This window comes from Diaphorobacter sp. HDW4A, assembly GCF_011305995.1.
Lineage (GTDB): Bacteria > Pseudomonadota > Gammaproteobacteria > Burkholderiales > Burkholderiaceae_C > Diaphorobacter_A.
In genome coordinates this window covers 105,672-127,988 of the sequence record NZ_CP049910.1, presented here as the reverse complement: position 1 = coordinate 127,988, position 22,317 = coordinate 105,672, and the positions used below count along the sequence as shown (strand labels likewise).

The following is a 22,317-nucleotide window of genomic DNA, read 5'->3' as shown; positions in this document are numbered from 1 at the left end:
TTCAGTGCCATTGCTGGCGCTGTTATTTGCTTTCGGAAACGGAGTCCTATGACGCTGCACCATTCCCTCCCCTTACTTGAAGTTCGCTCGCAGGCACAAGGCCTGATCGAAGGCTATGCATCGGTCTTCGGCGGCATCGATTGCTATTCCTCCTTCATCGTGAAGGGTGCATATGCGGTCTCACTCGCCCAGCACCATGCAAGCGGAACCAACCCGGCAATGCTCTGGGCACATGACATGTCCCAGCCCATTGGCCGCTGGACATCCATCACAGAAGACGCCCGAGGCCTGAAGGTCACCGGGCAAATCAATCTGCAAACCGAGGGAGGCCGTCGCACCTTCGAGCACCTGCGTGCTGGCGATGTGAACGGCCTGTCTGTCGGCTTCAACTACTCCGACGACGACACCGAGTTTTCAAACGGAATCACCTACTTCAACCGGGTGGATCTGCAAGAGATTTCCGTGGTGTCCGTACCCGCAGACACATCAGCGCGCATCAGCGCAGTCAGGTCGCCAATCGCCAAGCCCACAACCATCCGGGGCATGGAAGAAGCGCTCGAGCAAATCGGCTTCTCACGACGAGAGGCACGAAGCATCGCCGCGAAGGGATTTGCCGGTCTTGGCATGCCCGACGAATCCGAAGAACTCATCGCGGCCATCCGTGCCGCAGCCGTCTCCTTTGAAAGGAAATAAACCATGAACCTCGAAGAACTGAAGCCTGTCCTGCGTGAATTCACCGATGCAGCCAACAAGAAGATTGATGCAGCAAACCAGCGCGTGAAAGCGGTCGAGGAAAGCCGTGATGCAATCGTGGCAAACCTGCGTGAGCTGGAGCAGCACGTAGCCGGACAAACCTCCCAAGGTGGTGCTGTGCGCTCTGCTGGTCACAGTGTTGGCCCCGAGCTGGTGCGGTCGCTCGATATCGATGGTCTGCGTAGCAGCGTAGCCAAGACAACCCGTGCGGGTCTGGCGGGTTTCTTTGCCACTCGCTCGGCCATCACAAGCGACAACCTCCCAACGCTGGCCCAACGTGACCCCACGATCTACGGCCCACTCTCCCGCCCATCGAGCGTGCGTGATCTGCTCCAGGTGCAACCGACCGCAGCGGGCGCAATCGAGTATGTGCGTGGCTCTCGCGCCGGAGCTGCTGGTATCCAAGCGAATGAAGGCGATGCCAAGGCAGAACTGTCAATGAGCTGGACGCTGGAGACCACCCATGTCCGCACCATCGCATGCTGGATTCCCGCATCCCGTCAGATTCTCGATGATCAGGTGGCTCTTGCCGAGTACATCGATCTGGAGTTGCGTGATGCGCTACGCCTGACCGAGGACTCCCAGCTCTTGGCAGGCGATGGCACTGGCTCCAACATCCACGGCCTGATGACTAAGGCCACGGCATACAACCGTGCGCAGGTAGGCGACAAGGCCAACGACACCATGCGCCGCGCAGTGACTCAGATCCAGCTCGCCCGAGGTGTGGCATCCGGCATTGTCATCAATCCGGTTGCACTGGAACGCTTGGAGCTGGAGAAGGACGGCGAAGGCCGCTACCTGTCCACCTTCGCTGTGACTGACTCCAATGGCCGCACAGTGGCTTGGCGTGTGCCGGTGGTGGTGTCGGATGCGATGACCGAGAACGGTTTCCTTGTCGGTGATTTCGCCCGCGCTGCCAAGCTCTACGACCGTCAGGAGGCGACTGTGGAGGTGGCAACGCAACACGCCGACTTCTTCAGCCGCAACCTCGTGGCGATCCTTGCAGAGGAGCGCGTGGCGCTGGCTGTGATGCGTCCCGATCTGCTGGTGCGTGGCGAGTTCGCTGCACCCTGAGTGACACCGTGCCGGGCGGGCCAAGACACCCGGACGTGGATTAGTCGGTGAGTGCCACGATCAAGAAAACCCCGACAGTCAGCGGCTAGCGGATTGGCTAGCGCGGTTGGCAGAAAGCCCGCAGGGTCACGCCTCGCGGGCTTTCTTCATGGAGAGGGGTGGTCTCGAAGTTGACGGACCTCCCTACAAGGACCGGCATGAGACCACTTTTTTTACGCTGTCAGGATAGAAAATTCGTTTTTTAGGGGTAGCTGATTGCGGCCCCATCCACCGCTAGGCCGCATACGCGCTGAATTTCAAACAACGCAGATTGGGATGCTTGAACTAGGGAGTACTCGTGTTTTGGACCGTTGGCGAGGCCGTAGCGGTGATTGCCAACTGCTTGGCGACACCAAGCGCCTTCATTTTTGCAATTCGCTCTGACTTTGTCGCACGAGCAACATACCACTCCTGATCTAGCAGATGAATCAGATTCAACAGCGTTTCAGCCTCTCCGAGTTCAACATCAACCATCAAGCTCACGTCTTGTTCAGGATGAGCTCCAATGTTGCCGACACTCTTTACCGCCATCATCGCATCGTAGAGGTCAGCATCACACAGGTTCTTGACGGCTTCCAGCTCTTGGTGGAGCGTTCGCTTACCAGCTACCTGAAAAAAGTCTCTCACCATCCCCTGTAGAGCGCGACGAGCCAACGTAGCTGACGCCTTAGGACTAAGCGATGAGATCAAGGATGCTTCGTTGTAATCCTCTGCTACATGTTTTGGAACGTAAATTGAAAGCGGCTGCGAAGAAGTTGGTAGGAACGTGAATTTACCAATACCAACCGGCCTTTTTTCGACAAATGTATAGCCGCCGAGTTTTGTCTCTACGCGCCGTCCGTGAGTCGCAGTGACTTCAAATGACTGCTTCTTGCACGACGTATTCGGGCACTCAATGAGCTTGTACCCTAGTGAGATCACTGAGCCGTCCAAGGTCGATCGACACCAAACCATCGTACTTCCTTGGTCTACGTTCGGCTCCGTGATCACTGTGTGGGCGCCACACGATGGGCAAGTCCAAGGGAAGTTGGCCACAAGCACCTCACGAATTGATGGGTAGATTGATGGGTACAACAAAAAAGCGCCCCAGAAGGCGCTTGTTTGCTAGTGACTTGGCGGAGAGGGTGGGACAACCGTTCCCGCTCCTAAAAAATCTTATAAATCAACTACTTAGATGGTAGTTGTTGTAAAAATTTTGCTACCGGCATTGCTACCGATGCGGCGAATTGTAGCAAGGTTTTTGGCTGTTCTTTGAAGTTGCCAAATTTTCTTCAAAAAACTTTTCCTCTACCATAATCAAATAACTTGAATTTTTTACTTTACTACTTCTTCCATAGCATCCAAAGCTTTGAAGAACTCTGAAGGCTTCATATCTAGTGTCTCAATGATGCGAGCCACATTGACGAGAGCCAGATTTCGCTCTCCTCGCTCCACCCCACCCATGTAGCTACGGTCAATCCCACAGGCATCTGCAAATGCTTCCTGTGTCATTCCGCGTAGCTTCCTGAACTGACGCACAGCTAGACCAAATCTAACTAATACGGGTGGGCGTTCTGCTGAGGGTAAGGGTTTACGAGCCATGCCCCTATGGTCATTGTTTACGGTCCAAAGGACCACGGTCCATAAGAACACGGCCCATGAGTACCATTTTTTGGTAATATTCGTGAACGGCTGTTGCGATGTGTGATAGCTATTCATGGAGACAAAATTGAACAAGCTTGGACTTTTGTTTGTGGCTCTTTCTCTTGTTGGGTGTGCAGGCTCACCAACTTTGGAAATTCATAACCCTGAAATCTTCGCAACACAACAACCTTTGGTTGATGACGATGGCATTCCTTTGGCTTTGCCTGTCAAACATTGGGCAGAAGGCAACAGTCGCATGGTTGATTAAATAAGCAATAAAAAAGACAAACAAAGGCAATACATATGTTCATCTTGGAATTTCTTGCAGAACACGAAAAAATCATTAAGCAAATTTTTTGGATTGTATTGCTTTGTGGTTTTGCAATCGCTTTTGTCATTTTCAGAAGACGACTGCACGGAATATCAGAAGTCAGCCGCACGACCTTCTCCGATGCCAATTAGGCAGGCCGCTCACGAATCCAAAATCGCAGGCCAATGTCGGCGTGCGAAACAACTCATGCTATGCGTTGCATCCCGGATGATTGCAATCTGATAAACCTTGCAAGATGCCACATGCCTCTATTCGTCGAGCGCCCGAGCATTTTTCACGCAGCGAGAGCAAGTGCCGCTTCAATTGCAACAGCGCTTCGACGCGATCTTCGGTCTGACGAATATGGGCATCCAGTAGTGTATTGACGTCGCCGCAGTCCTGAGCAGGGTTATCTCGTAGGCCCAGCAGTATCCTGATTTCGCTCAGCGTCATGTCAAGCGAACGGCAATGACGAATGAACTGCAAACGCTCGATGTGCACATCGCTGTACAACCGAAAGTTGCCACCGCTTCGCGCTGGCTTTGGCAGCAGCCCTTCCTTTTCGTAGTAGCGGATGGTCACGACCTCGCACCCAGAGCGCTTGGCTAGATCGCCAATTCTGATTTCCATGCCTCAATCTCCATTTATCACTTGACTCTATAGTAACTATAGAGTTTTTAATGGAGGTTGTACAGAAGATTTGAAGGAGTTATCCATGAGTGAATGCGCTTCAAAGGCGTGTGGCTGCTCGGCTGGGCCGATCATGCAACCCACGACACAAGCCCCGCCGACAACCGGATCGGCTCAAGCGGTGTACCGCATCGAGAACATGGATTGCCCCACGGAAGAGGCGCTGATCCGAGGCAAGCTGGTTGGGCTGGCGGGTGTGGTTGGTCTTGAGTTCAACCTGATGCAGCGTACCTTGACCGTGCAGCACGAATTGCCTTCGCTGTCTCCCGTTGAACAGGCACTGAAGGCCATCGGCATGCAAGCTGTGCGCATGGATGAGGCGTCGGCTGGGCAGACAACCAAGCTGTCCATTGCCAAGATGGATTGTCCGACAGAGGAAGCATTGATCCGCAACAAGCTCGGCACCGTGGCCGGGGTTACCGGTCTCGATTTCAACCTGATGCAGCGCACGTTGTCGGTACGCCATGCTGACGGGGTTCTGCCGGATGTGCTTGTGGCACTACAAGCGCTCGGATTCGAGGCGCAGGTCGAGGACAAGGCCATGGCCGCGTCGCCATCGGCGTCCCCTGTGACAACGCAGACCAACTGGTGGCCACTCGGTATTTCCCTCATCGCCGCATCAGCGGCCGAAGCGGTCTACTGGTTCCACAACGGCAATCATTGGTCGGTCGTCATTCTGGCGCTTGTAGCGGTCTTGACGGGAGGCCTGTCCACCTACAAGAAGGGCTGGATCGCGCTCAAGAACCGTAACCTCAACATGAACGCCCTGATGTCGATTGCTGTCACAGGTGCCATGTTCATCGGCCACTGGCCCGAAGCTGCGATGGTGATGGTGCTCTTCGCGCTGGCCGAGGTGATCGAGGCCAAGTCATTGGATCGCGCCCGCAACGCCATCCGTGGACTGCTCGACCTGACCCCGGAGCAGGCCACGGTGCAACAGCCTGACGGCACCTGGCGAGAGGCAAGCGCCAAGCAAATCGCCATTGGCAGCCGAGTCCGGGTCAGACCGGGTGAGCGCATCGCGCTCGATGGCGAGGTGCTAGACGGACGCTCCACGGTCAACCAAGCCCCGATCACGGGCGAAAGCCTCCCGGTCGAGAAGTCCCCCGGCGATCCGGTGTTTGCGGGCACGATCAACGAATCCGGTTCCTTCGAGTACCGCGTTTCCTCCTTGGCCAGCAACTCCACTTTGGCCCGCATCATTCACGCGGTAGAGGCTGCACAAGGTAGCCGTGCGCCGACCCAGCGTTTTGTCGATCAGTTCGCCCGTTGGTACACGCCTCTCGTGTTCGCCCTAGCCATCGCCGTCGCACTGCTGCCCCCGCTTTTCATGGGCGCGGCATGGATGGACTGGATTTACCGTGCACTGGTTCTGCTGGTGGTTGCCTGCCCATGCGCCTTGGTGATCTCCACGCCGGTCAGCATCGTCAGCGGCTTGGCCGCCGCTGCCCGCCACGGCATTCTCGTTAAGGGCGGTGTCTATCTGGAAGAAGGCCGCAAGCTGCGCTGGCTGGCTCTGGACAAGACCGGCACAATCACGCACGGCAAGCCTGCTCAGACCGATTTTGTCGCATGGGGTCATGCACTCGCCTCGGATAGCCGCAGCATCGCTGCCAGTCTGGCGGCCCGCTCAGACCATCCGGTATCCAAAGCGGTGGCGCAGGCTGCGCAGCGGGATGGGGTTGCCTTGCTCGACGTGGCCGAGTTCAGCGCGCTGCCCGGTCGGGGTGTGCAAGGCCAAATCGACGGGGAGACCTACCATCTGGGCAACCACCGGATGCTGGAAGAGCTGGGGCAGTGCACACCAGAGCTGGAGCAGCGCATCGCAGCGCTGGAAACCGCAGGCAAGACCGTCGTGATGCTGGTGGGCGCAAAAGGGGTACATGGCTTATTCGCCGTTGCGGACACCATCAAGGACAGCAGCAAGAGAGCCATCGCCGAGCTGCATGCTCTGGGCATCAACACCGTGATGTTGACCGGCGATAACCCCCACACGGCACAGGCCATCGCCGCACAAGCCGGCATTGACCGCGCGCAAGGCAACCAACTGCCCGACGACAAACTGCGCGAAGTGGAGCAATTGTCCAGAAACGGCAAGGTTGGCATGGTCGGTGATGGCATCAACGACGCACCGGCCTTGGCGCGTGCGGACATTGGCTTTGCAATGGGAGCGGCGGGCACAGATACCGCTATTGAAACCGCCGACGTGGCCCTGATGGACGATGACCTGCGCAAGATTCCGACCTTCGTGCGCCTGTCGCGTGCGACAGCACAGGTGCTGATGCAAAACATTGTGCTGGCCCTTGGCATCAAGGCGGTATTTTTGGTGCTCACCTTCACGGGTCACGCGACCATGTGGATGGCTGTGTTCGCCGATATGGGTGCCAGCTTGCTTGTTGTCGGCAACGGCTTGAGGTTGTTGCGCCGATGAGCTGGAAACTCTTTCTCTATGACTGGGGTGGCCTGAACATCGCGTTGTTTCAAGCCATCAACACAGGCACGCCCGCCACGCTGAAACCACTGGCATGGTTCTTTGGCCTCGTGGGAAGTTACTGGACAGCGCCGCTGATGCTGTTGGGTCTGTGGTGGTGGTCGAAATCGGCTACAAACCCGGCGCGTGGTACGGCCGTTCGGCATCGCCTTATTGGTTTTAGCGCGGCCTTCTTGCTGGCGTTATTGGTCGCCACCGCCTTGAAGCTATGGTTCGACTTTCCACGCCCGCCTGCCGTCCTTGGCGACCTGGCGCGCGTCATCGGGGACAAAGAGCTTCACTACAGCCTGCCCAGCGGGCATGCCACCTATGCCGCGATGGTGGTCGGCGCGCTCTGGCCTTTGATGGGCCGCCGTGGTCGTCTCAGTTTAATGCTGTACGCCACATTGGTCGGCTGGTCGCGCATCGCGGCCGGAATGCACTTTCCGGCCGATGTGTTGGCGGGGTGGACGCTGGGATGGAGCTGCACGGCACTCGCCGGGTGGTTGCTGCCGTTGGCCGCCCCTGTGTGGCAATCGGCCCGCCGCACATCGGCTTGGGTCTGGTTCACCGTGGCCGCCAGTGCTGTCATGACCGATCAGCTCACGAAGTTCGCCATCATCCGCACGTTTGCCTACGGTGAGCAAGTCGAAATCACCCCGTTTTTCAACCTCGTTCATGTCCTGAATCCGGGTGCGGCATTCAGCTTTTTGGCGAACGCTGGTGGCTGGCAACGTTACTTTTTCATCACGCTGGGTCTGGCTGTTTCTGCTTGGCTGGGGCGCATGCTGTGCCAGCAACGGCCACGTCTCGAAGCGATGGGCTACAGCCTGATCCTTGGTGGTGCGCTCGGCAATGTCGCGGATCGTGTGCTGCGTGGATCGGTTGTCGATTTCCTCGACTTCCATTGGCAGCTTGTGCACTGGCCCGCCTTCAACCTCGCAGATGTGGCGATCACATCGGGTGCTGCTTTGCTCATCATGCAGATGCTAACCCAAGGCAAGGCGGTGGACACCGGCGCAAATGGGAATTATAATCATTCACAATGATATAATCCGAGAGTTTCCATGACTTGCCGAGCAACCTATCGCTGGCTGATGACTTTGCTGTTGGCGACTTGCGCGTTGATTGGCGGGCCAAGCTACGCAGCCGACACCACCGAACTCAAAGCCAAACAGATTTGGCAGCTTCTGGACTACGTCGCCGTCGATTACGGCGGCGCGGTCGCCAACGGTGCTGTCCTGAAAGCGTCGGAGTACGCTGAAATGCAGGAATTTTCAGCGACAGCCGAACGTCAACTGGGAGAATTACCTGACCAGACCGACAAGGGTCGCTTGTTGCAACAAGCGACCGCTTTGCGTGCTGCGGTAGCTGCCAAAGCCGATCCGGCCAGCGTAGCAAAACTGGCGCACGCGCTGTCCAGTGCGGTGCAAAAGGCGTACCCGTTTCCAGTCGCACCGACTGCCATGCCGGTCTTAGCGAAGGGAGGGCAGTTGTTTCAGGCCCAGTGTGCGGCCTGTCACGGTCAGCAAGGGCGCGGTGATGGCCCCCTAGCGGCATCCCTCAACCCCAAGCCGACCGCGCTGGCCGATCACATGCGGGCGCGCGAGCGCAGCTTATTCGCGCTACACCAAATTATCAGCAACGGTGTCCAGGGCACCGCTATGCAGGGCTTTGGCGCGTTGTCGGATGAAGACCGATGGGCATTGGCGTTCTTTGTTGGCACGCTACCTTATACGCAAAGCGACAAGGACGAAGGAGCCAAGCTCTGGCAAGCCAACGCGCAGGTTCGCCAGACGCTCGCCAGTCTGGATGTGCTGACGCAAACATCTGAGCATGTCTTGGCGGACAGGCTGGATGAGCCTTCCGCCAGAGCCCTGACGGCCTATTTGCGCGCCAATCCGAGCGCGCTGAATATCAGCAGTCCGAAGGGCACCGCGATTGCCAAAGCCAAACTCAGTGAGAGCGTGACGGCATTGCTGGCTGACGACCGTGCAGGTGCGACCAAGCTAGCCTTGTCTGCTTACCTCGATGGCTTCGAGCCGGTCGAACCGGCGTTGGCCACTCGCAATCGGCCGCTGTTCGAGAAGATCGAAGCCGCGATGGTGTCCTACCGGGCATTGATAGCCAATGGTTCGCCTGCCGATGTGCAGACAGCGGAGCTGCATTTGCGCGGCTTGCTGGATGAAGCGGACAAGGTGCTTGCCCCCTCCGACGACGATGCCGTGGCGGCCTTCATCGGTGCGTTAACCATCTTGCTACGTGAAGGATTGGAAGCCCTGCTGGTGGTCGTTGCCATGCTGGCGTTTCTCAAGAAAGCCGAACGGAAAGACGTATTGATCTACGTGCATGCAGGCTGGGCATCCGCGCTGGCCGCAGGCGGCATTACATGGGCAGTGGCAACTTACTTGGTCGGCGTCAGTGGGGCAAGCCGGGAGCTAACGGAAGGCTTTTCGTCACTCTTTGCCGCCGTGGTCTTGCTGGGTGTGGGCATGTGGATGCACCAGAAGAGCGTTGCCGGTCGTTGGCAGGTCTACCTCAAGGAAAAGCTGTCTTCGGCGCTCAACAAGCGCACGGCATGGTTCTTGTTTTCGCTGGCCTTCGTCGCCGTCTACCGTGAGGTGTTCGAGACGGTGCTGTTCTACGCAGCGCTCTGGACAGAAGGAAATGGCTGGCCCCTGCTGGCGGGCTTGGGCACTGGCATGGGAATCCTGGCCCTGCTGGCAGTCGTGCTGCTGCGCACCAGTGCGCGCCTGCCGATTGGCCAGTTCTTCGCTGCCAGCTCACTGCTGGTAGCCATACTTGCCGTGGTCTTGGCAGGCAAGGGCATCGCAGGTCTGCAAGAAGCAGGGTTATTGCATACCAGCCCAATATCGATCCCACGCATTGATCTGCTGGGCATCTATCCGTCGTGGCAAACACTCTCAGCGCAATTCGCTGTGTTATTCATCATTGTGGTGGTTTTTACGATCAATTCGCGGTCATCGCGTCAAATGGCAGTACAAAAAAGCTGATTTGACGGCGTGAATAGGTGAATTGATGCCGCGATGAGCGCCGTCATCCTCGAATCCGTGCTGACCATGTAGAGGCCAGTTTTTCTTTTACATCTTGGACAGCAGTCGTATTCCATCTGCGCGCAATTCCCCCTTGGGAGAAATATGCCGGTACAAGGTCTGTCGCGTGATGCCGAGCTCTTGGCACAGGTCGCCGACCTTAGTTTCAGTCTGCCCCATTGCCGCCATCGCCAGGCGCAGCTTGGCGGCGGTCATCTTGAAAGGCCGACCACCTTTCCTACCGCGCGCCCGCGCCGAGGCCAAGCCCGCTACTGTGCGCTCTGCGATCAGCTCGCGCTCGAATTCGGCCAGTGCGGCGAAGATGCCGAAGACCAGTTTGCCAGCAGCGGTCGTCGTGTCGATGGCCGCACCGTGGCCGCTCAGCACCTTGAGACCGACGCCACGCCCAGTCAGATCGTGCACGGTGTTGATCAGGTGCCGAAGGTCGCGCCCGAGCCGGTCGAGCTTCCATACGACCAAGGTATCCCCTGAACGCAACGCCTTCAAACAGCTCGCCAAGCCGGGACGATCCTCGCGCTTGCCGGATGCCTGGTCTTCGTAAAGATGCGCCGGGTCGACATCGGCGGCGATCAGCGCGTCGCGCTGCAAGTCAGTGGCCTGGGAGCCATCCGCCTTCGATACCCGCATGTAGCCGATTAGCATGTCATACCTGTCACATATACGTTCGATTATGTGACAGTATGCGCCGGAAAGTTCTAACCGTCAAAAGTTGTCACTTAACCCGTCATTCTGTCTAAGACATGCAAAGGGCCCATTAGGCTCGTAATGTGACAAAAATTCCGGGGGGATGCCTTCCTTTGCAAAGGTGGTGCGCAACTGTTCCAGGGAAGCGGGATCGCGCCGACCATAGGAAGCCAACGCGAACAGCGAGCGTGCCGTCTCGGGGTCGTGCCGCGCTTCAATGATCGCCTCACTGATAGCTTGGACCGCCCGTTGCCAGTGATTGACGGGTTCGGGCTTCGGCGCTTTCGCCGGCAGACCACTGGTGAACCCGGTTTGGGGCTCGGACCAGAACAGCTTTGCATGCTCGCCTGGCGGGCTGATATCCCTCACCTCGATCAAGCTGATTGCCGTTGCCGCCGCCTCCAGCATCTGCAACCGTATTGCCGGGTTCAGGGTTTCATACGGTCGCCACAGACTTTGCCCAGCACGCAGCAGATGCCCGCAGCCTTGCCAGACTTGGCGAAGATACCCCGCGTAGGTTCCGCACGCCGAAAGCGGGTGTTCAGCTCATCGAGCAGCGTGCGTAGCAGTCGAAACCACAAACCAGCGTGGATGCGTCGGCGCGGCAGTTCCACATGGCCGGTCGTCAGTGCCTGCCAGGTACGCCGGTCCATCACTGCAATCGCGTCGCTGGCGGTGCGCGACGCAGTGTCGGCGTTCTCCCAGCCGAGAAACCGCCCAGGCACGCCCCAATAGGATTCCAGCCAGCAGCCATGCAGCGGGCAGCTCAGCATCAGGGGCAGCTTCCATGCAAGCAGTACGGCGTGGTTTGCCGGGTCGTTCAGACAGAGCGGACAGGCGCGATGTATCGGCTGGCTGGGCAGCCAGGCACGCCAGCTCGTGATGGATCGCGTCCTACGGCGGAGTTTCGGCAGCAGCACCGAGAGCTGGAACGCATAGGTTTCCAATGCGTCTGGAATCTGATCATCAAGGCTGTCCAGTAGCCAAGGCACCCAGCCGGCGAAACTCATGCAACGCAGCCGGTCCGGCTCGATGCCGCTCCGCTGGGAGAGCATCGCCAACAGCGCCAGTGGTGGCGCGGTATCCAGGTCATCAACCTGAGCGTGACCAAGATCGTGCTCCAGCAGCTCGGACACCTCCATGTGATAGCAAAGGGCCACGCGGTTGAGCCACGAAGACAAGGCTTCGCCTTCTCTGGGGGCCGGATGCAGTGGCCAGCGTGGCGCTGGCTTCACATCAGTTCCCGCTCGAATTGCCGCCGCCGCTCGCTGGGGCCGGTGTAGTCGGCCATGCTGAGCGTGCGGTGGTTGATCGCTTCCTCTCCGCTCTCCACGGCGACGATGGCCGCCGCCATCAGCAAGTGCGCCAGTTCGCCTATGGTGCCCTCGCTGCGTGTGAGCAGGTAGCGGGCCATGTCCAGCGTGGCAATCGACGAGGGTCGCCGCAGTGGAAGCGAAGCGGCGAAACTGGCCAGCAGTGAGCAGCAATCGTGATTGGCCTCCCATACCGGCAGCATCATCGGCTCGAAGCGATTTTCCAACTGGTCATCGGAGCGGATGGCCAGGTAGGCGTCGCGCGTGCCGACCCCGACCAGTGGGATGCGCAGTTCATTGCCGAGGAAGCGCAGGAGATTGAGGAATTCCCGGCGATTGACGCTGTTACCGGCCAAGACGTTGTGCAACTCGTCGATCACCAGCATGCGCACGCCGACCTTGCGCAGCAGTGCCAGCGCCAGTTGTTCCATTTCTGGCAGCCGTGGGCGCGGTCGCAATGGCGCACCCATCGCCGCGAGCAGCGCGACGTAGAAGCGGATTACCGACGGTTCGGATGGCATCTGCACGACCAGTACCGGAATGTGCTCCTGGTCGGCGTCGGCTCTGGCCGGATGCGTGCGCCGGAACTTCTCGACGATCATCGACTTGCCGTTGTTGGTCGGGCCTACCAGCAGCAGGTTGGGCATGCGTTGCTTGTTTGGCCACGCATACAGGGTTTCCAGCCGGTTCAGCGCCTCGACTGCTCGCGGATAGCCGATCCAGCGGTCGGCGCGAAGGCGATGGATGCGTTCGTCCGCCGGGAGACGGGCCAAGCCCTGGGCCGCCGGCAGCAGGTGGGACAAGTCGATGATGGGATATTCTTCCACGGCTACCACTCCTCAATCTGGTCGAACGGTTTGGCCGGCAACTGGTTGTCTGCCTGCTGCCCATCCATGTCAGCGCCCGGTGGTGGCGTGGTTTTGACAGGCGGTGCCGTTGCCTTGAGATGCTGGCGTCGATCCGCGTCGCGCCGCGCCTTGCGCGTAGCCTTCTGCGCGGTGGTAACGATTTCGCGCATCTGGCCGATCATGCGGAACAACGCCGACTCATCCACCTGTTCGCGCCCTTGCTGCCGCAATTTCGCCAGCGCCTGTCGTTGTTCCCAGAGGGTGACAGCCGGGTGCGACAAGGTACGGTAGGGAATTTCCAGGTAGTGCTGCCCCTCTGGTTCCAGCACCCATATGCGGCTGATGTCGCGCGGGTCGCGCCGGATCAGGAACGCAGGCAAGCGGTCCCGCCGAGCTATCCACGGCTTGAGCGCATCGGCGTAGTAGTGGATGTGGTCGATGACGAAGCCGGTGCGGGTCAGCGTGCGGCGGATGATGGGCAGAAAATCGACCAGAAAAGCCGTAGCGCGAGTGATGACGGTTGGCACGCCGGTCCGCGTGATAGCTTCGGCCCAGCGCGCGGCCGGCGGTTGGAGCAGGCCGTTGTGCACAGAGCCGTGATAGGTGCCGACCGCCAATGTGAGCCAGCGCTCCAGCTCGCGCAGTGTCAGGGCGGCCATCTTCTCGGAGGCGTATTCCCCGCGCTGGTCAGGATTGGAGAAGGTCGTCCCCGGCAATTCGTCGTGGATCATCTGCATCGCCGTGCCGATGATCCGTTCCACGATACCGCCGTAGTGCGGCTGCCCGAGCGGGCGATAGTCCAACCGGATGCCATGCTGCTCGCAGCCACGGCGCAGCGCCTCGCTCTTGAACTCAGCCGCGTTGTCCAAGTAGAGCAGTCTGGGCTTGCCGCTCATCGGCCAATCCATCTCTACGTTCAACCCTTCCAACCAAGGGCGCTTGTCGCAGGCGGCATGCACCAAGCACAAGCCGACCGAGACGGCGGACGGGGCTTCCAGCGTAACGACCATGCCAACCACGCAGCGGGTGAATACGTCGATGGCGAGGGTCAGGTACGGACGGCCAATCGGTTGCCGGTCGCGCTCGTCCACCACGATCAGGTCGATGACTGTGTGGTCGATCTGCACCTGCTCCAGCGGCGCGGAGACGGGTGGCGGAACACCACCAACACCTTGCAGGTCGCGGGCGGCATCTTGTCCTTCCCGGCGGTGAGTGACCTCGCGCGGATCGAGGCCGGCGATCCGCAGTGCCACCGTGTTGCGCGCCGGCACCCGCAGCTTTTGCAGCTTGCACGCCCGCACAACTTCGCGGTGGAACGCCGCCAAGCTACGCTTCTGCTTGGTCAGGAAGCGCTTTTGCAGTAACTCGCGGATGATTCGTTCGACCGACTCCGGCAAGCGGCCTTTACCTTTGCCACCGCTCGACTGCCCAAGAGCCAAGTCAGTGACCAGCCCCGAACCTAGCCGGGCACGGCGGATCAGGACGTAGACCTGCCGCCGGGACAGCCCCAATGCCTGGGCTGCCGCGTCGGCCGCTTCATGCCCAACCGTCTCCGACTGCGCCAACGGCCCAATGATCTCCGCACGACGACGCGCACGCTCCCATGCCTGTTCTGGCAGGGTGGCCACGCCGTGCTCGGTAATCGGTGCGGTATCGGTCGCCATGCTCACCTCGCTTTGGTGCACACGAGTATTGAGCATAGACGAGTTTTGTGCAGAGGAATCCTGATATCGGGTTATCAGGAGCCGTATGCACAACAGGCTTCAAACCGCGCTGAATGGTGCAGTCGTCTTCTGAAAATGACAGCTTTCTGGAAAAAAATATTGCTCTTTGTTTGTGTGGTTGCAGTCTCTGGCTTTACTGCTCAATTTATTGCTAAAGACATTGGTGTTTTAATTTTTGTGTTTTATTGCCTATATGTGTTCTTTAGTTTTTTTAAAGAGCATTTTTACGACTAAAAAAGTAGGAGTTATGATGAAATCTATGAAGCTTTTGGGTTTGGTTTTTAGTTCTGTTCTGCTGGTTGCTTGCAGTCAAGATGTCCGTGATATCAAGATGTCTCAAATCACGGCAGAGCAAAAAGAACAAGCTCTTAAACAAATGAAGCCTGATGATTTTCAAACGGTGAAAGCTTATCAGCTTGGCCAATTTAAGGGTATGCCTGGTACTGATGTTGACCGTAGCTTCAATGAAATGATTGAATTCGTAAATGAAGAAATTAAAAAGGAAAAGTCCAAAAAGTAGGCATATCCACACCAAGAAAGACCCTTCGGGGTCTTTTTTTGTTTCTATAGCTAGATAGATGGCTTGAGAGTTATTATATTTATAATTATATTTCAATAAGCACCTTGCAAAAGGTTAAGAATTAAAGGATGATTCATGCTACGAATGTTTGGTGAAAGCTGAACTTTTCCAGATCTTATTAAATCTATTTTTTAACTAATGCAATGGGAGTATTAAATTGATAAGTAAAGCATCTGAATTACTTGAACTCTTTATCAAAGAAGAAACCAAGAAATTAGAAGGCATTAAAATGCCACATATGCCAACATTGGGAAGTGCATATGAAGAAGTAACGAAGCAAGGCATAGATAAAAATTTTTCGATACCTAAACATTTAGATTTGAGTGTGGTATCGGGATTTGTTTCAATTGGCGGAGAACTATTGCCCGAACAAATTGATTGCATGCTTGTTCATGGGAAGGGTATGAGATATGGGCTAACTGATCAATATATCTATGATATTGAAAATATTCTATGCATCTTTGAGGTGAAAAAAAAATCTCAAAAAAGCAGACTATCTTGATGCAATAAATCATCTTGCTAGTATTCGCAAGAAGTTTGCTAATAATTTTGAGCACAAGTTAATTCATGAAGGATATGAACCAGATATAACTTCAGCAAGAAGAACTTTTTCTCAAATAACGGGGAAAATAGCTCCCGAGAATTATTCTGGTATACATGGTTTATCCGAAAGTGACGGCATTCTTTTTTACTGTCTTGTTCAAGAAGCACTTGCACCGATAACCATTATTCATGGTTACGATGGATACAAAACTGAAAATGGATTGCGTAAAGCTTTTATTGATATATTAGAAGAGCAGAAAAATAAAAACAATACTGGATTTGGAATTCCAAGCATTCCATCTTTGGTTACATCAAATAAATTTTGCATTGTAAAAGGCAATGGAATTCCATTTTTACCGATAAAAAATAAAGATGAATGGGTAGCCACTTTTTCTACACGCCACAACTCTGCAAAGCTTATTCTTGAGTTAATTTGGTCAAAAATATCTTTTTACTTTGATATGAGGATGCCATGGGATGACGGTCTTCATATGGATAGTATTGAACCTCTTTTATTAGCTAAAGCAGTTCGTGTTGGTGATAGAGCTGGATGGATGTATAACTCAATTGAATTAAAAGAAAGTCGCCTTGAGCGTGAGGATGTGGAGGTTTGGAAACCTGCTTCATTGATGAAATCTGAAATTTCAGCAATAAATATAATGGCGATGCAAGGAGGCTACCTTCCATTAGATGAAGGTATGGACGCTTACCTTAAAGATAAGCATCAAACTACACTAGATGAAGTTAGTCAAAAATTGATTCTTACAAGACTGTTTATGAAAGATGGTGAATATATTCGCCCAATTCACCCTCAAACATATGTATTAAATGTCAATGAAAATACTGGATATGCCTCTTCTGAAAGAGATAGATTTGATCTTTGGTGCGAAGAAAACGGTTTGAAGACAAATTATATGGTAATAGTTTTTCTAGAATAAAAGCCAATGCCTATACCAAGGGGCGTTTGTTTGTTAGAGAAGCAACGCGAAACGCTCAAACGAATGACCTACCGCCTGTAGGGCCCCTATGCTAAAAAATTTAAAAATTCCATAAAAACCAGGTTAAGATAAGCTATAAAGAACTTTTTTGGAGGTTAAAGAGATGGCTAAAGAATTGACATTGGCAGAACTTCAAGCACAGATTGAAGAACTTCAGAACAAGGCACAAGCAATCATCCAAGCTGAAAAAGCTGGGGTCATTGAAGGAATGAAGGCTCAAATTCTTCAATACGGCATCACTGCAAGTGAGCTGGGCTTTAAGACTTCTGAGGCTGCGAAGTCTGCAAAAGCTTCTGGAGCTGGTAAGACTGCAACCGTTCCAATGTATAAGAACAAAGACAATGAGGGCGAGACTTGGCACGGTGGGAAGGGTCGCTTGCCTCTCTGGTTGCAAGCTATTTTGAAAGAAATTCAAAAGACAAAGCCAGAGGCAGGAAACCCAGAATTGAAGCAATGGCTTGATGAAAACGGCTATAAAATTTAATAAAAAAATCCAAGTAAAAAGCCCCAAATTCTGGGGCTTTTTTGTTATCCATTTATTCTTGGTTTTTTAATTTGTATTTAGTGTATTTTGGCATGTTCATTACAAATTCATTTCTATTTTTAACTTCTTGATATTCGGTGAGTATGTTTTTGCCTTCAACAACAACTATACCAATAGGGCAGGAATGAAGCAAAGAAGATAAGACGACTTGGAAATAAGCTATTTTAGACAAGTCCACATCAATATCATTCATTCTGATAGCTATTGATTGGTAATGAATATCCTCAAACCCTTTTATCAATTCTTTAATTGATTTCATATATGCAAGAATTAAAGAGCCAGCCCCGCAGCCTGTATCATCTCCAATCCAAAAATATTTATCCTCGCTGAAATCATCTAATTTATGGTGAGATATGTTTATTTCTGCTTGGAATAAAGCTAAATCTCTAGGAGTAAAATATTGACCTAAATTTGTGTTAGCTAAATTTTTTGTCTCAATAAATTCAGTCATCAAATCATCATAAGCTTCACCAGCCATGACTGCATCTATTAAACTTAAAGAGCAATTTTGAATTTCTTGAATGTGCTTTTCAGCAATATTTTTATTGAAGTCAATTTCTGTATATTTATAAGCGATAGGAAATTTTAGCTTGCCAGATTTTTCAATAAGCTTAAAAGCTACTTGATAAACCAATGCAATAGTTTTAACTTCTTTAATGCCTTTAATATTAAAATCGTTAATCAGCTTTTCAAGGTTGTTAAAAAAATCATTCTTCTCTTGCATTTTTTTCTCTCAGTTGTAAAAGAATGTATTTTATAGAAAAAAACCCCATCTCTGGGGCTTTTTTATTCTTCTTCTGTTGCTTGGGTTTCGTTATTTAGCATCTTATGTAAGTTATTAGTGACTGCTGGAAGAATGTATTTTTTCTTGTGATTAGTAAAAGGTAAGCTCGATTTAACTTCTTCATCTTCAATCCAAAACTTATACTCTGGATTGATAAATATTGCTTCTTCTGCCCTACTTAAACCAAAAATATATCCATAATTTTCAATTATCCAAACAGGGTTTAAATAGTATCTTGTTTTTCCTGTTTTTGGATGTTGCCACTTTTTGCCCACTTGTTCTAATTCTAATTCTGTAAAGTCTTTTAATTGCTTCATATTTTCTCCTTAATTTGCCATATGATAAATTCAATATAGCAAGATAAAACCTTTTGTCAACATTGATTTATTTAATAAATTTGCTATATTGAATAAATCATATGGCAAAGGATAAATAAAAATGAAAATTAAACATGGCAATTACAGCAGAGCATTGGCAAGCAATGGAAGGCTTGGTGGGCTGGCAAGAGGTAAGAAATATGAAAATAAAAGAAGACAATCACAAGAGCTTTATATTGCTAATATAAAAATAACAATTAAAGAGATTGCAGAAAAAGTAGGGGTTTCCATTGGCTTTGTTAGCGACTGCACTAAAAGCCAATTTATGAAGAGCTTAAGGTATTCTCAAAAATTTACTATTCAAGACTTGTTAAAACTGAATGATGAACAATTCCAAGCTTTAACACTTCAAGATGATATCTTGCAAGACTTAGCAAAGATGGAAAGAATTAAAAAGAGTGACGACTACAAACAATTAAAACGAGATAAATTATTGAAGTTCTAAACATAAAGCCCCTTCGCTGGGGCTTTATGTTTATACACTCTTTTAATCACCTATTGTTTTGACACTGAAACCATTTTCATTAAACTCAAGCTCTATAAATCCAAGACTATGCAAAACATTAAGCATTGTCATAAAGCATTCAAATTGTTCTTGGGTTAAATATTCTGGAACTGTTTTGATTAGTTCTAAAATTTCAAAAATCTCTTCAATTTTATTGTCTACTATTTCGTGTAATTTGCTCATTTTTATTGTCTCCTTTATTGTTATTGTTTTATTTTTATCTTGCCAAGTCTTTTTTTCTCTGCTTCGTTTTCTCTTGATAAAGCCAAGTCTCTTTGTGCTCTAACGGCTATCAACTGAGCTAATAGTGCCCAAACTTTTCTTGGGTCTTTCTCTGAATTCATCAAAGCTTTCAAAGAAAGCATCTTTGCACTCAAAGAACCTGAAGAACCAGAGCCAGAACCACCACCAGAGCCGGAGGCCATAGAAGAAGCTCCAGGCTGTTTTTTCTGTGTGGTTGAGGCTTGGGTAGCTGTGAAAGCTTGAAGCTTGTCAGAGAGAGTTTTAGAAGGTTTGAAGGCTGGAACCTGTTCCCCAAGGGAGGGGGGTTGTGCTGTTGGCAACTTGCCAACCTTTGGCACATCTATAGATTTATTCTTTATAGAGCCTTTGAAATTCAAGCTTTTATTCTTGAAATTTGGAACTTTATTGAATGTCTTTTCGTTGTAATCTGCTCTAAATTTAATCCCATTGCTTAAGCTGGTTTGGACTTTCAAAAGCTGGTCTGGGTTTAACTTTATGGGCTGATTGCTTGATTGTTTAAGTAATTCTCTATAGTCTGCCTTGCTTGTGAAGGCAGGACCCTTTAGGCGAATTGGCTTGTCTTTGCCTGTTGGAATAACAGAGATGTAATCATCTCCAATTCTTGAGACTTTCCATTTTAAATCGTGCTGTAAGTGTCTTAAAAGGTCGCTTCTGTTCTGGATTTCGTTGTTTTTTACTTTGGAAACTAGATAAGCTGAAATCTTTTCTTTTCTTGTTCCTTTCTCAAATACATCAAATTGAGCTTTTAAGAGACTTGGAACTACTTGTTTAAACCCAAGCTTGTCATTCTGTATTTTTTGAAAATCTTCAAAAAGTCTTTTTGAAGCTGGTCCAGGTGGGGCAATATTTAAAGCTTTTTGAGTTTTGGCGTCTTGTTTAGCTGTTAACCAATGAAGCTCAACATTACCTTTTTCCCTATGCATTACCCACAAAACCGGAGCACGGTTTTCATCTAAACCAGGCAGAAAGGTTTTACGAAAATCTTTCATTATTTCCTGTATTTGCCTTGCTGTAGGCTTTTCATCGTTGCGGAAAGATATGACACCGCTTGTGTATTTGTTTTGTCTTTTATTGCTGTCAATTAAAAATGCAACGGCATCTTTAGACCCTTCCGATGTTGTTAATTCATTTAATAACACTGGTGCAGGGTCTCTAACTTTCCCATCCTTATCTTTTCCAAGAAGATAAGTTATTGCTCCACGGCTAGGGCCTTTCCCTACATTTTTAAAAACTTTAATTATCATTTAAGTTCCTTGTGTATTGTTGTTTTTTTAATGTCTTAAATGATGTAAGAATTTCTTGAAATTCTTCAATTATGAAAAGCTCGCCCTTGTTAATTCTGTGAGCAATTTGGTTTAAATTCACTCCAATTTTGTTAAGTTGATTTAATAGTTCTGTTTGTTGCTTGATGTTTGCTTTATGAACTTTTTCATATAGCAATTTATCACGACAATATTTAGCTGTTGAGCATCTTTGAGATGTTGCTTTATCCTCAAGTTGTTTCATCTCTTCACTGCTAACACGAATATGCAAGCTTCTATCTCTTAATTCTCCAAGCTCTCCACTTCTTCCAGTTCTTATTTTTTGCCTACTCATTTTTTGCCTTCTTTTCTTAATTTTTCTTGTTCTCTTTTTTCAGCCTCTTCTCTTTCTTTTTCTGCTTTGTGTCTCTCATTCATTTTTAACATTGTGAGTTTTACACTTAAAGATGAAAGCAAATATTCTTTATATTTAATACTGATGTTTTCAATTTTAAATTTCTCTAAAATCTCATCAACCTCAATTTTCAATTCTGAAATTACTTGGTCTAAATTCATAAATATTCCTTTGCTTTATTATTTTTATTAGTGCCATCAGGCTAGGGGTCTGGGTCTCCCAGAATACAAACAAAAAATCTTTTTTGTTTATTACGGTCGCTAGAACGGTTATCTTGCTTATGTATTACTATCTTATTTAATGAATTTACAAAGTCAAATATATAGACGATAAAAAAGCCACCTTTAAAAGATGGCTTATGGTTGGTTTTTATAATTTCTTAATTTCAAATTTTGTGCCGTGATCTTCAATTTCAATAATTCCAAGTAGCTCCATAAATGTCAGTATCTCACCGGCTTTATTGAAATCTTCTTTTGAAAATGCTTCTTGATTGTCATTCATTAACCTTATTGTTAATAGTATTTCATTGGCTCTATTGTTAATTATTTCCATTCTTTTTTTATTCATATTTTCTCCTTTTGTTGTTATATGATTTATTTTATTTAACTCTATCTACTTTAAAATTTTGATCTTTTTCTTGTTGTTTTTCTTTGGTTTTTTCTAAGTTCTTATTAAGCATTTTGTCTATTTCAAATAGACTAATCCCGTCTTGTCTTTGTTCGTAATTTTGAAAAGGTGACGATGCTATTTTTACTAATATGTAAATAATGCAAATCCATAAAAATAAGGATGAGTAGATTAGAAACATATCCATTTCTATAGTGCTACTTGATGAATGTGAGCTACCGAACAATAAGCGTCCAACAAACTTTACAGCACCGACAACAAAATCAATAACAAAATTACTCATAAATTCCTCTTTTCTTTTTATATATTTATTAAGGTAGCGAAATAAAAATAAAAATCAACTTTTTTCAGATAAAAAAAGCCCCGAAGGGCTTTGAGTTGGTTGGAAGTGCAGGAAGTTTGAAGGATGTATAGAGTTGGTTTTTACCGTGTTTGAGCGATTTTTTCTATTGGGTGATGTGCTGGGTAGGGTAGAGGCTGAAAAGCTCACAGTGGCGGTTTTTTGTCGCTTCGCTCCTACTACTATTAAAAAGATGATTGTTCTTAGTTCCTATATCTCCCCCTTCCGTCCCCAAAGGGGAAACATCCTAGCCGGATGGGAAAGATTAAAGGCTAGAACAAGTCTAGCCTTTATCTTTGATGATGGTTTCGTTTCACTTCACCAAATACCCTTTGTTTTATCCAATATTGAAACAAATACCAAATTTGTCTTTTTTCCCTCTCTTAAGATATGCTTAGGATTGAGCCAGAGAGGGAAAAAGTTTTCCCTAACCCGTGCCAAATTTTAAAACTCTAATGAGTTTTGGCAAAGGTGGGACTTTTTCCCTCTCTGTGATA

The 22,317-nt window shown here is 50.4% G+C and carries 25 protein-coding genes and 1 pseudogene; 11 read left to right on the top strand and 15 right to left on the bottom strand.

Annotated elements, in window-relative coordinates; translation table 11 throughout:
* Window positions 1–48 precede the first annotated feature (48 nt).
* The gene (locus G7047_RS00590) at window positions 49–693 is read left to right on the top strand and encodes an HK97 family phage prohead protease (RefSeq protein ID WP_166299729.1); all 645 of its coding nucleotides are present in this window, start codon (window positions 49–51) and stop codon (window positions 691–693) included.
* A 3-nt stretch (window positions 694–696) separates the two neighbouring features.
* Window positions 697–1,827, top strand: a complete 1,131-nt coding sequence (locus G7047_RS00585; protein ID WP_166299727.1) for a phage major capsid protein — start codon at window positions 697–699, stop codon at window positions 1,825–1,827.
* A 324-nt stretch (window positions 1,828–2,151) separates the two neighbouring features.
* Here the strand turns inward: G7047_RS00585 and G7047_RS00580 are convergent, their stop codons facing one another.
* The gene (locus G7047_RS00580; protein WP_166299725.1) at window positions 2,152–2,799 is read right to left on the bottom strand and encodes a DUF4145 domain-containing protein; all 648 of its coding nucleotides are present in this window, start codon (window positions 2,797–2,799) and stop codon (window positions 2,152–2,154) included.
* Between the two features lie 381 nt (window positions 2,800–3,180).
* A complete protein-coding gene (locus tag G7047_RS00575; protein ID WP_166299723.1) occupies window positions 3,181–3,447 on the bottom strand; it encodes a helix-turn-helix domain-containing protein in 267 nt (88 codons plus the stop codon).
* Window positions 3,448–3,574: 127 nt separating this feature from the next.
* Here G7047_RS00575 and G7047_RS00570 point away from each other — a divergent pair, with 127 nt between their 5' ends.
* Complete coding sequence (locus G7047_RS00570) at window positions 3,575–3,757, top strand: hypothetical protein (protein WP_166299721.1); 183 nt, start codon at window positions 3,575–3,577, stop codon at window positions 3,755–3,757.
* Between the two features lie 252 nt (window positions 3,758–4,009).
* Here the strand turns inward: G7047_RS00570 and cadR are convergent, their stop codons facing one another.
* A complete protein-coding gene (gene cadR, locus G7047_RS00565; RefSeq protein WP_005303894.1) occupies window positions 4,010–4,429 on the bottom strand; it encodes a Cd(II)/Pb(II)-responsive transcriptional regulator in 420 nt (139 codons plus the stop codon).
* A gap of 85 nt (window positions 4,430–4,514) precedes the next feature.
* On the opposite strand from cadR, the gene G7047_RS00560 reads away from it, so the two are divergent.
* From G7047_RS00560 to G7047_RS00550, 3 genes are read left to right on the top strand one after another with little or no spacing between them, the layout of a single operon-like run.
* Window positions 4,515–6,920 (top strand): heavy metal translocating P-type ATPase, encoded by a 2,406-nt coding sequence (locus G7047_RS00560; protein WP_005303896.1) that lies wholly within the window; start codon window positions 4,515–4,517, stop codon window positions 6,918–6,920.
* Complete coding sequence (lspA, locus tag G7047_RS00555) at window positions 6,917–8,008, top strand: signal peptidase II (RefSeq protein ID WP_096450781.1); 1,092 nt, start codon at window positions 6,917–6,919, stop codon at window positions 8,006–8,008. Before G7047_RS00560 ends, lspA begins: the two co-directional genes overlap by 4 nt.
* Window positions 8,009–8,056: 48 nt before the next feature.
* The gene (locus G7047_RS00550; protein WP_085944543.1) at window positions 8,057–9,973 is read left to right on the top strand and encodes a cytochrome c/FTR1 family iron permease; all 1,917 of its coding nucleotides are present in this window, start codon (window positions 8,057–8,059) and stop codon (window positions 9,971–9,973) included.
* An 87-nt stretch (window positions 9,974–10,060) separates the two neighbouring features.
* Here G7047_RS00550 and G7047_RS00545 read toward each other — a convergent pair whose 3' ends face one another.
* The 4 genes and pseudogenes from G7047_RS00545 to G7047_RS00530 all read right to left on the bottom strand — a co-directional run bounded on the left by G7047_RS00545 (window position 10,061) and on the right by G7047_RS00530 (window position 14,542).
* Complete coding sequence (locus G7047_RS00545) at window positions 10,061–10,675, bottom strand: recombinase family protein (RefSeq protein ID WP_005303904.1); 615 nt, start codon at window positions 10,673–10,675, stop codon at window positions 10,061–10,063.
* Between the two features lie 60 nt (window positions 10,676–10,735).
* A pseudogene (locus G7047_RS00540) lies at window positions 10,736–11,952 on the bottom strand (TniQ family protein).
* Window positions 11,949–12,857 carry a TniB family NTP-binding protein gene (locus tag G7047_RS00535; RefSeq protein ID WP_027011230.1) on the bottom strand — a complete coding sequence of 303 codons (909 nt, stop codon included), beginning with the start codon at window positions 12,855–12,857 and terminating at the stop codon, window positions 11,949–11,951. Before G7047_RS00535 ends, G7047_RS00540 begins: the two are co-directional and overlap by 4 nt.
* Before the next feature lie 2 nt (window positions 12,858–12,859).
* Window positions 12,860–14,542 carry a Mu transposase C-terminal domain-containing protein gene (locus G7047_RS00530; RefSeq protein WP_031255935.1) on the bottom strand — a complete coding sequence of 561 codons (1,683 nt, stop codon included), beginning with the start codon at window positions 14,540–14,542 and terminating at the stop codon, window positions 12,860–12,862.
* Between the two features lie 310 nt (window positions 14,543–14,852).
* On the opposite strand from G7047_RS00530, the gene G7047_RS00525 reads away from it, so the two are divergent.
* From G7047_RS00525 to G7047_RS00515, 4 genes are all read left to right on the top strand, one after another.
* Window positions 14,853–15,122, top strand: coding sequence for a hypothetical protein (locus tag G7047_RS00525; RefSeq protein ID WP_166299719.1), 270 nt, complete (start codon window positions 14,853–14,855; stop codon window positions 15,120–15,122).
* A gap of 217 nt (window positions 15,123–15,339) precedes the next feature.
* Window positions 15,340–15,684 carry a DUF6602 domain-containing protein gene (locus G7047_RS30890; protein ID WP_205904695.1) on the top strand — a complete coding sequence of 115 codons (345 nt, stop codon included), beginning with the start codon at window positions 15,340–15,342 and terminating at the stop codon, window positions 15,682–15,684.
* A 262-nt stretch (window positions 15,685–15,946) separates the two neighbouring features.
* Entirely contained in the window at window positions 15,947–16,663 is a 717-nt protein-coding gene (locus G7047_RS30885; protein ID WP_205904694.1) for a hypothetical protein, read from the top strand.
* A 163-nt stretch (window positions 16,664–16,826) separates the two neighbouring features.
* Window positions 16,827–17,207 carry an H-NS family nucleoid-associated regulatory protein gene (locus G7047_RS00515; RefSeq protein ID WP_166299717.1) on the top strand — a complete coding sequence of 127 codons (381 nt, stop codon included), beginning with the start codon at window positions 16,827–16,829 and terminating at the stop codon, window positions 17,205–17,207.
* Between the two features lie 52 nt (window positions 17,208–17,259).
* On the opposite strand, the gene G7047_RS00510 is transcribed toward G7047_RS00515, so the two are convergent.
* Together G7047_RS00510 and G7047_RS00505 are read right to left on the bottom strand one after the other, a co-directional pair.
* Window positions 17,260–17,991, bottom strand: a complete 732-nt coding sequence (locus tag G7047_RS00510; RefSeq protein WP_166299715.1) for an N-6 DNA methylase — start codon at window positions 17,989–17,991, stop codon at window positions 17,260–17,262.
* A 62-nt stretch (window positions 17,992–18,053) separates the two neighbouring features.
* Window positions 18,054–18,368 carry a hypothetical protein gene (locus G7047_RS00505; protein WP_166299713.1) on the bottom strand — a complete coding sequence of 105 codons (315 nt, stop codon included), beginning with the start codon at window positions 18,366–18,368 and terminating at the stop codon, window positions 18,054–18,056.
* Window positions 18,369–18,489: 121 nt separating this feature from the next.
* Between G7047_RS00505 and G7047_RS00500 the strand changes: the two genes are divergently transcribed.
* The gene (locus tag G7047_RS00500) at window positions 18,490–18,873 is read left to right on the top strand and encodes a hypothetical protein (RefSeq protein ID WP_166299711.1); all 384 of its coding nucleotides are present in this window, start codon (window positions 18,490–18,492) and stop codon (window positions 18,871–18,873) included.
* Between the two features lie 42 nt (window positions 18,874–18,915).
* On the opposite strand, the gene G7047_RS00495 is transcribed toward G7047_RS00500, so the two are convergent.
* From G7047_RS00495 to G7047_RS00470, 6 genes are all read right to left on the bottom strand, one after another.
* Complete coding sequence (locus G7047_RS00495; protein WP_166299709.1) at window positions 18,916–19,116, bottom strand: hypothetical protein; 201 nt, start codon at window positions 19,114–19,116, stop codon at window positions 18,916–18,918.
* 20 nt (window positions 19,117–19,136) lie between these two features.
* The gene (locus tag G7047_RS00490; protein WP_166299707.1) at window positions 19,137–20,441 is read right to left on the bottom strand and encodes a relaxase/mobilization nuclease domain-containing protein; all 1,305 of its coding nucleotides are present in this window, start codon (window positions 20,439–20,441) and stop codon (window positions 19,137–19,139) included.
* Window positions 20,431–20,793: a plasmid mobilization relaxosome protein MobC gene (gene mobC, locus G7047_RS00485; RefSeq protein WP_166299705.1), complete on the bottom strand. Its 363-nt coding sequence runs from the start codon at window positions 20,791–20,793 to the stop codon at window positions 20,431–20,433. Before mobC ends, G7047_RS00490 begins: the two co-directional genes overlap by 11 nt.
* On the bottom strand, window positions 20,790–21,014 hold the full coding sequence (locus G7047_RS00480) for a hypothetical protein (protein ID WP_166299703.1): 225 nt from the start codon (window positions 21,012–21,014) through the stop codon (window positions 20,790–20,792). The genes mobC and G7047_RS00480 overlap by 4 nt, the downstream gene beginning before the upstream one ends.
* Window positions 21,015–21,222: 208 nt before the next feature.
* Complete coding sequence (locus tag G7047_RS00475; RefSeq protein WP_166299701.1) at window positions 21,223–21,420, bottom strand: hypothetical protein; 198 nt, start codon at window positions 21,418–21,420, stop codon at window positions 21,223–21,225.
* Between the two features lie 31 nt (window positions 21,421–21,451).
* Window positions 21,452–21,763 (bottom strand): hypothetical protein, encoded by a 312-nt coding sequence (locus G7047_RS00470; RefSeq protein ID WP_166299699.1) that lies wholly within the window; start codon window positions 21,761–21,763, stop codon window positions 21,452–21,454.
* Between the last annotated feature and the right edge of the window lie 554 nt (window positions 21,764–22,317).

Excerpts from the sequence above, each read along its gene's own strand:
- G7047_RS00545 (WP_005303904.1), bottom strand. The coding sequence starts at position 10,675 with ATGCTAATCGGCTACATGCGGGTATCGAAGGCGGATGGCTCCCAGGCC.
- G7047_RS00505 (WP_166299713.1), bottom strand. The coding sequence starts at position 18,368 with ATGAAGCAATTAAAAGACTTTACAGAATTAGAATTAGAACAAGTGGGC.
- G7047_RS00500 (WP_166299711.1), top strand. The coding sequence starts at position 18,490 with ATGAAAATTAAACATGGCAATTACAGCAGAGCATTGGCAAGCAATGGA.
- G7047_RS00510 (WP_166299715.1), bottom strand. The coding sequence starts at position 17,991 with ATGCAAGAGAAGAATGATTTTTTTAACAACCTTGAAAAGCTGATTAAC.
- lspA (WP_096450781.1), top strand. The coding sequence starts at position 6,917 with ATGAGCTGGAAACTCTTTCTCTATGACTGGGGTGGCCTGAACATCGCG.
- G7047_RS00525 (WP_166299719.1), top strand. The coding sequence starts at position 14,853 with ATGAAATCTATGAAGCTTTTGGGTTTGGTTTTTAGTTCTGTTCTGCTG.
- G7047_RS00550 (WP_085944543.1), top strand. The coding sequence starts at position 8,057 with ATGACTTTGCTGTTGGCGACTTGCGCGTTGATTGGCGGGCCAAGCTAC.
- G7047_RS00495 (WP_166299709.1), bottom strand. The coding sequence starts at position 19,116 with ATGAGCAAATTACACGAAATAGTAGACAATAAAATTGAAGAGATTTTT.
- G7047_RS00560 (WP_005303896.1), top strand. The coding sequence starts at position 4,515 with ATGAGTGAATGCGCTTCAAAGGCGTGTGGCTGCTCGGCTGGGCCGATC.
- G7047_RS00475 (WP_166299701.1), bottom strand. The coding sequence starts at position 21,420 with ATGAATAAAAAAAGAATGGAAATAATTAACAATAGAGCCAATGAAATA.
- G7047_RS00470 (WP_166299699.1), bottom strand. The coding sequence starts at position 21,763 with ATGAGTAATTTTGTTATTGATTTTGTTGTCGGTGCTGTAAAGTTTGTT.
- G7047_RS00480 (WP_166299703.1), bottom strand. The coding sequence starts at position 21,014 with ATGAATTTAGACCAAGTAATTTCAGAATTGAAAATTGAGGTTGATGAG.
- G7047_RS00530 (WP_031255935.1), bottom strand. The coding sequence starts at position 14,542 with ATGGCGACCGATACCGCACCGATTACCGAGCACGGCGTGGCCACCCTG.
- cadR (WP_005303894.1), bottom strand. The coding sequence starts at position 4,429 with ATGGAAATCAGAATTGGCGATCTAGCCAAGCGCTCTGGGTGCGAGGTC.
- G7047_RS00515 (WP_166299717.1), top strand. The coding sequence starts at position 16,827 with ATGGCTAAAGAATTGACATTGGCAGAACTTCAAGCACAGATTGAAGAA.
- G7047_RS00575 (WP_166299723.1), bottom strand. The coding sequence starts at position 3,447 with ATGGCTCGTAAACCCTTACCCTCAGCAGAACGCCCACCCGTATTAGTT.
- G7047_RS00590 (WP_166299729.1), top strand. The coding sequence starts at position 49 with ATGACGCTGCACCATTCCCTCCCCTTACTTGAAGTTCGCTCGCAGGCA.
- G7047_RS00490 (WP_166299707.1), bottom strand. The coding sequence starts at position 20,441 with ATGATAATTAAAGTTTTTAAAAATGTAGGGAAAGGCCCTAGCCGTGGA.
- mobC (WP_166299705.1), bottom strand. The coding sequence starts at position 20,793 with ATGAGTAGGCAAAAAATAAGAACTGGAAGAAGTGGAGAGCTTGGAGAA.
- G7047_RS00585 (WP_166299727.1), top strand. The coding sequence starts at position 697 with ATGAACCTCGAAGAACTGAAGCCTGTCCTGCGTGAATTCACCGATGCA.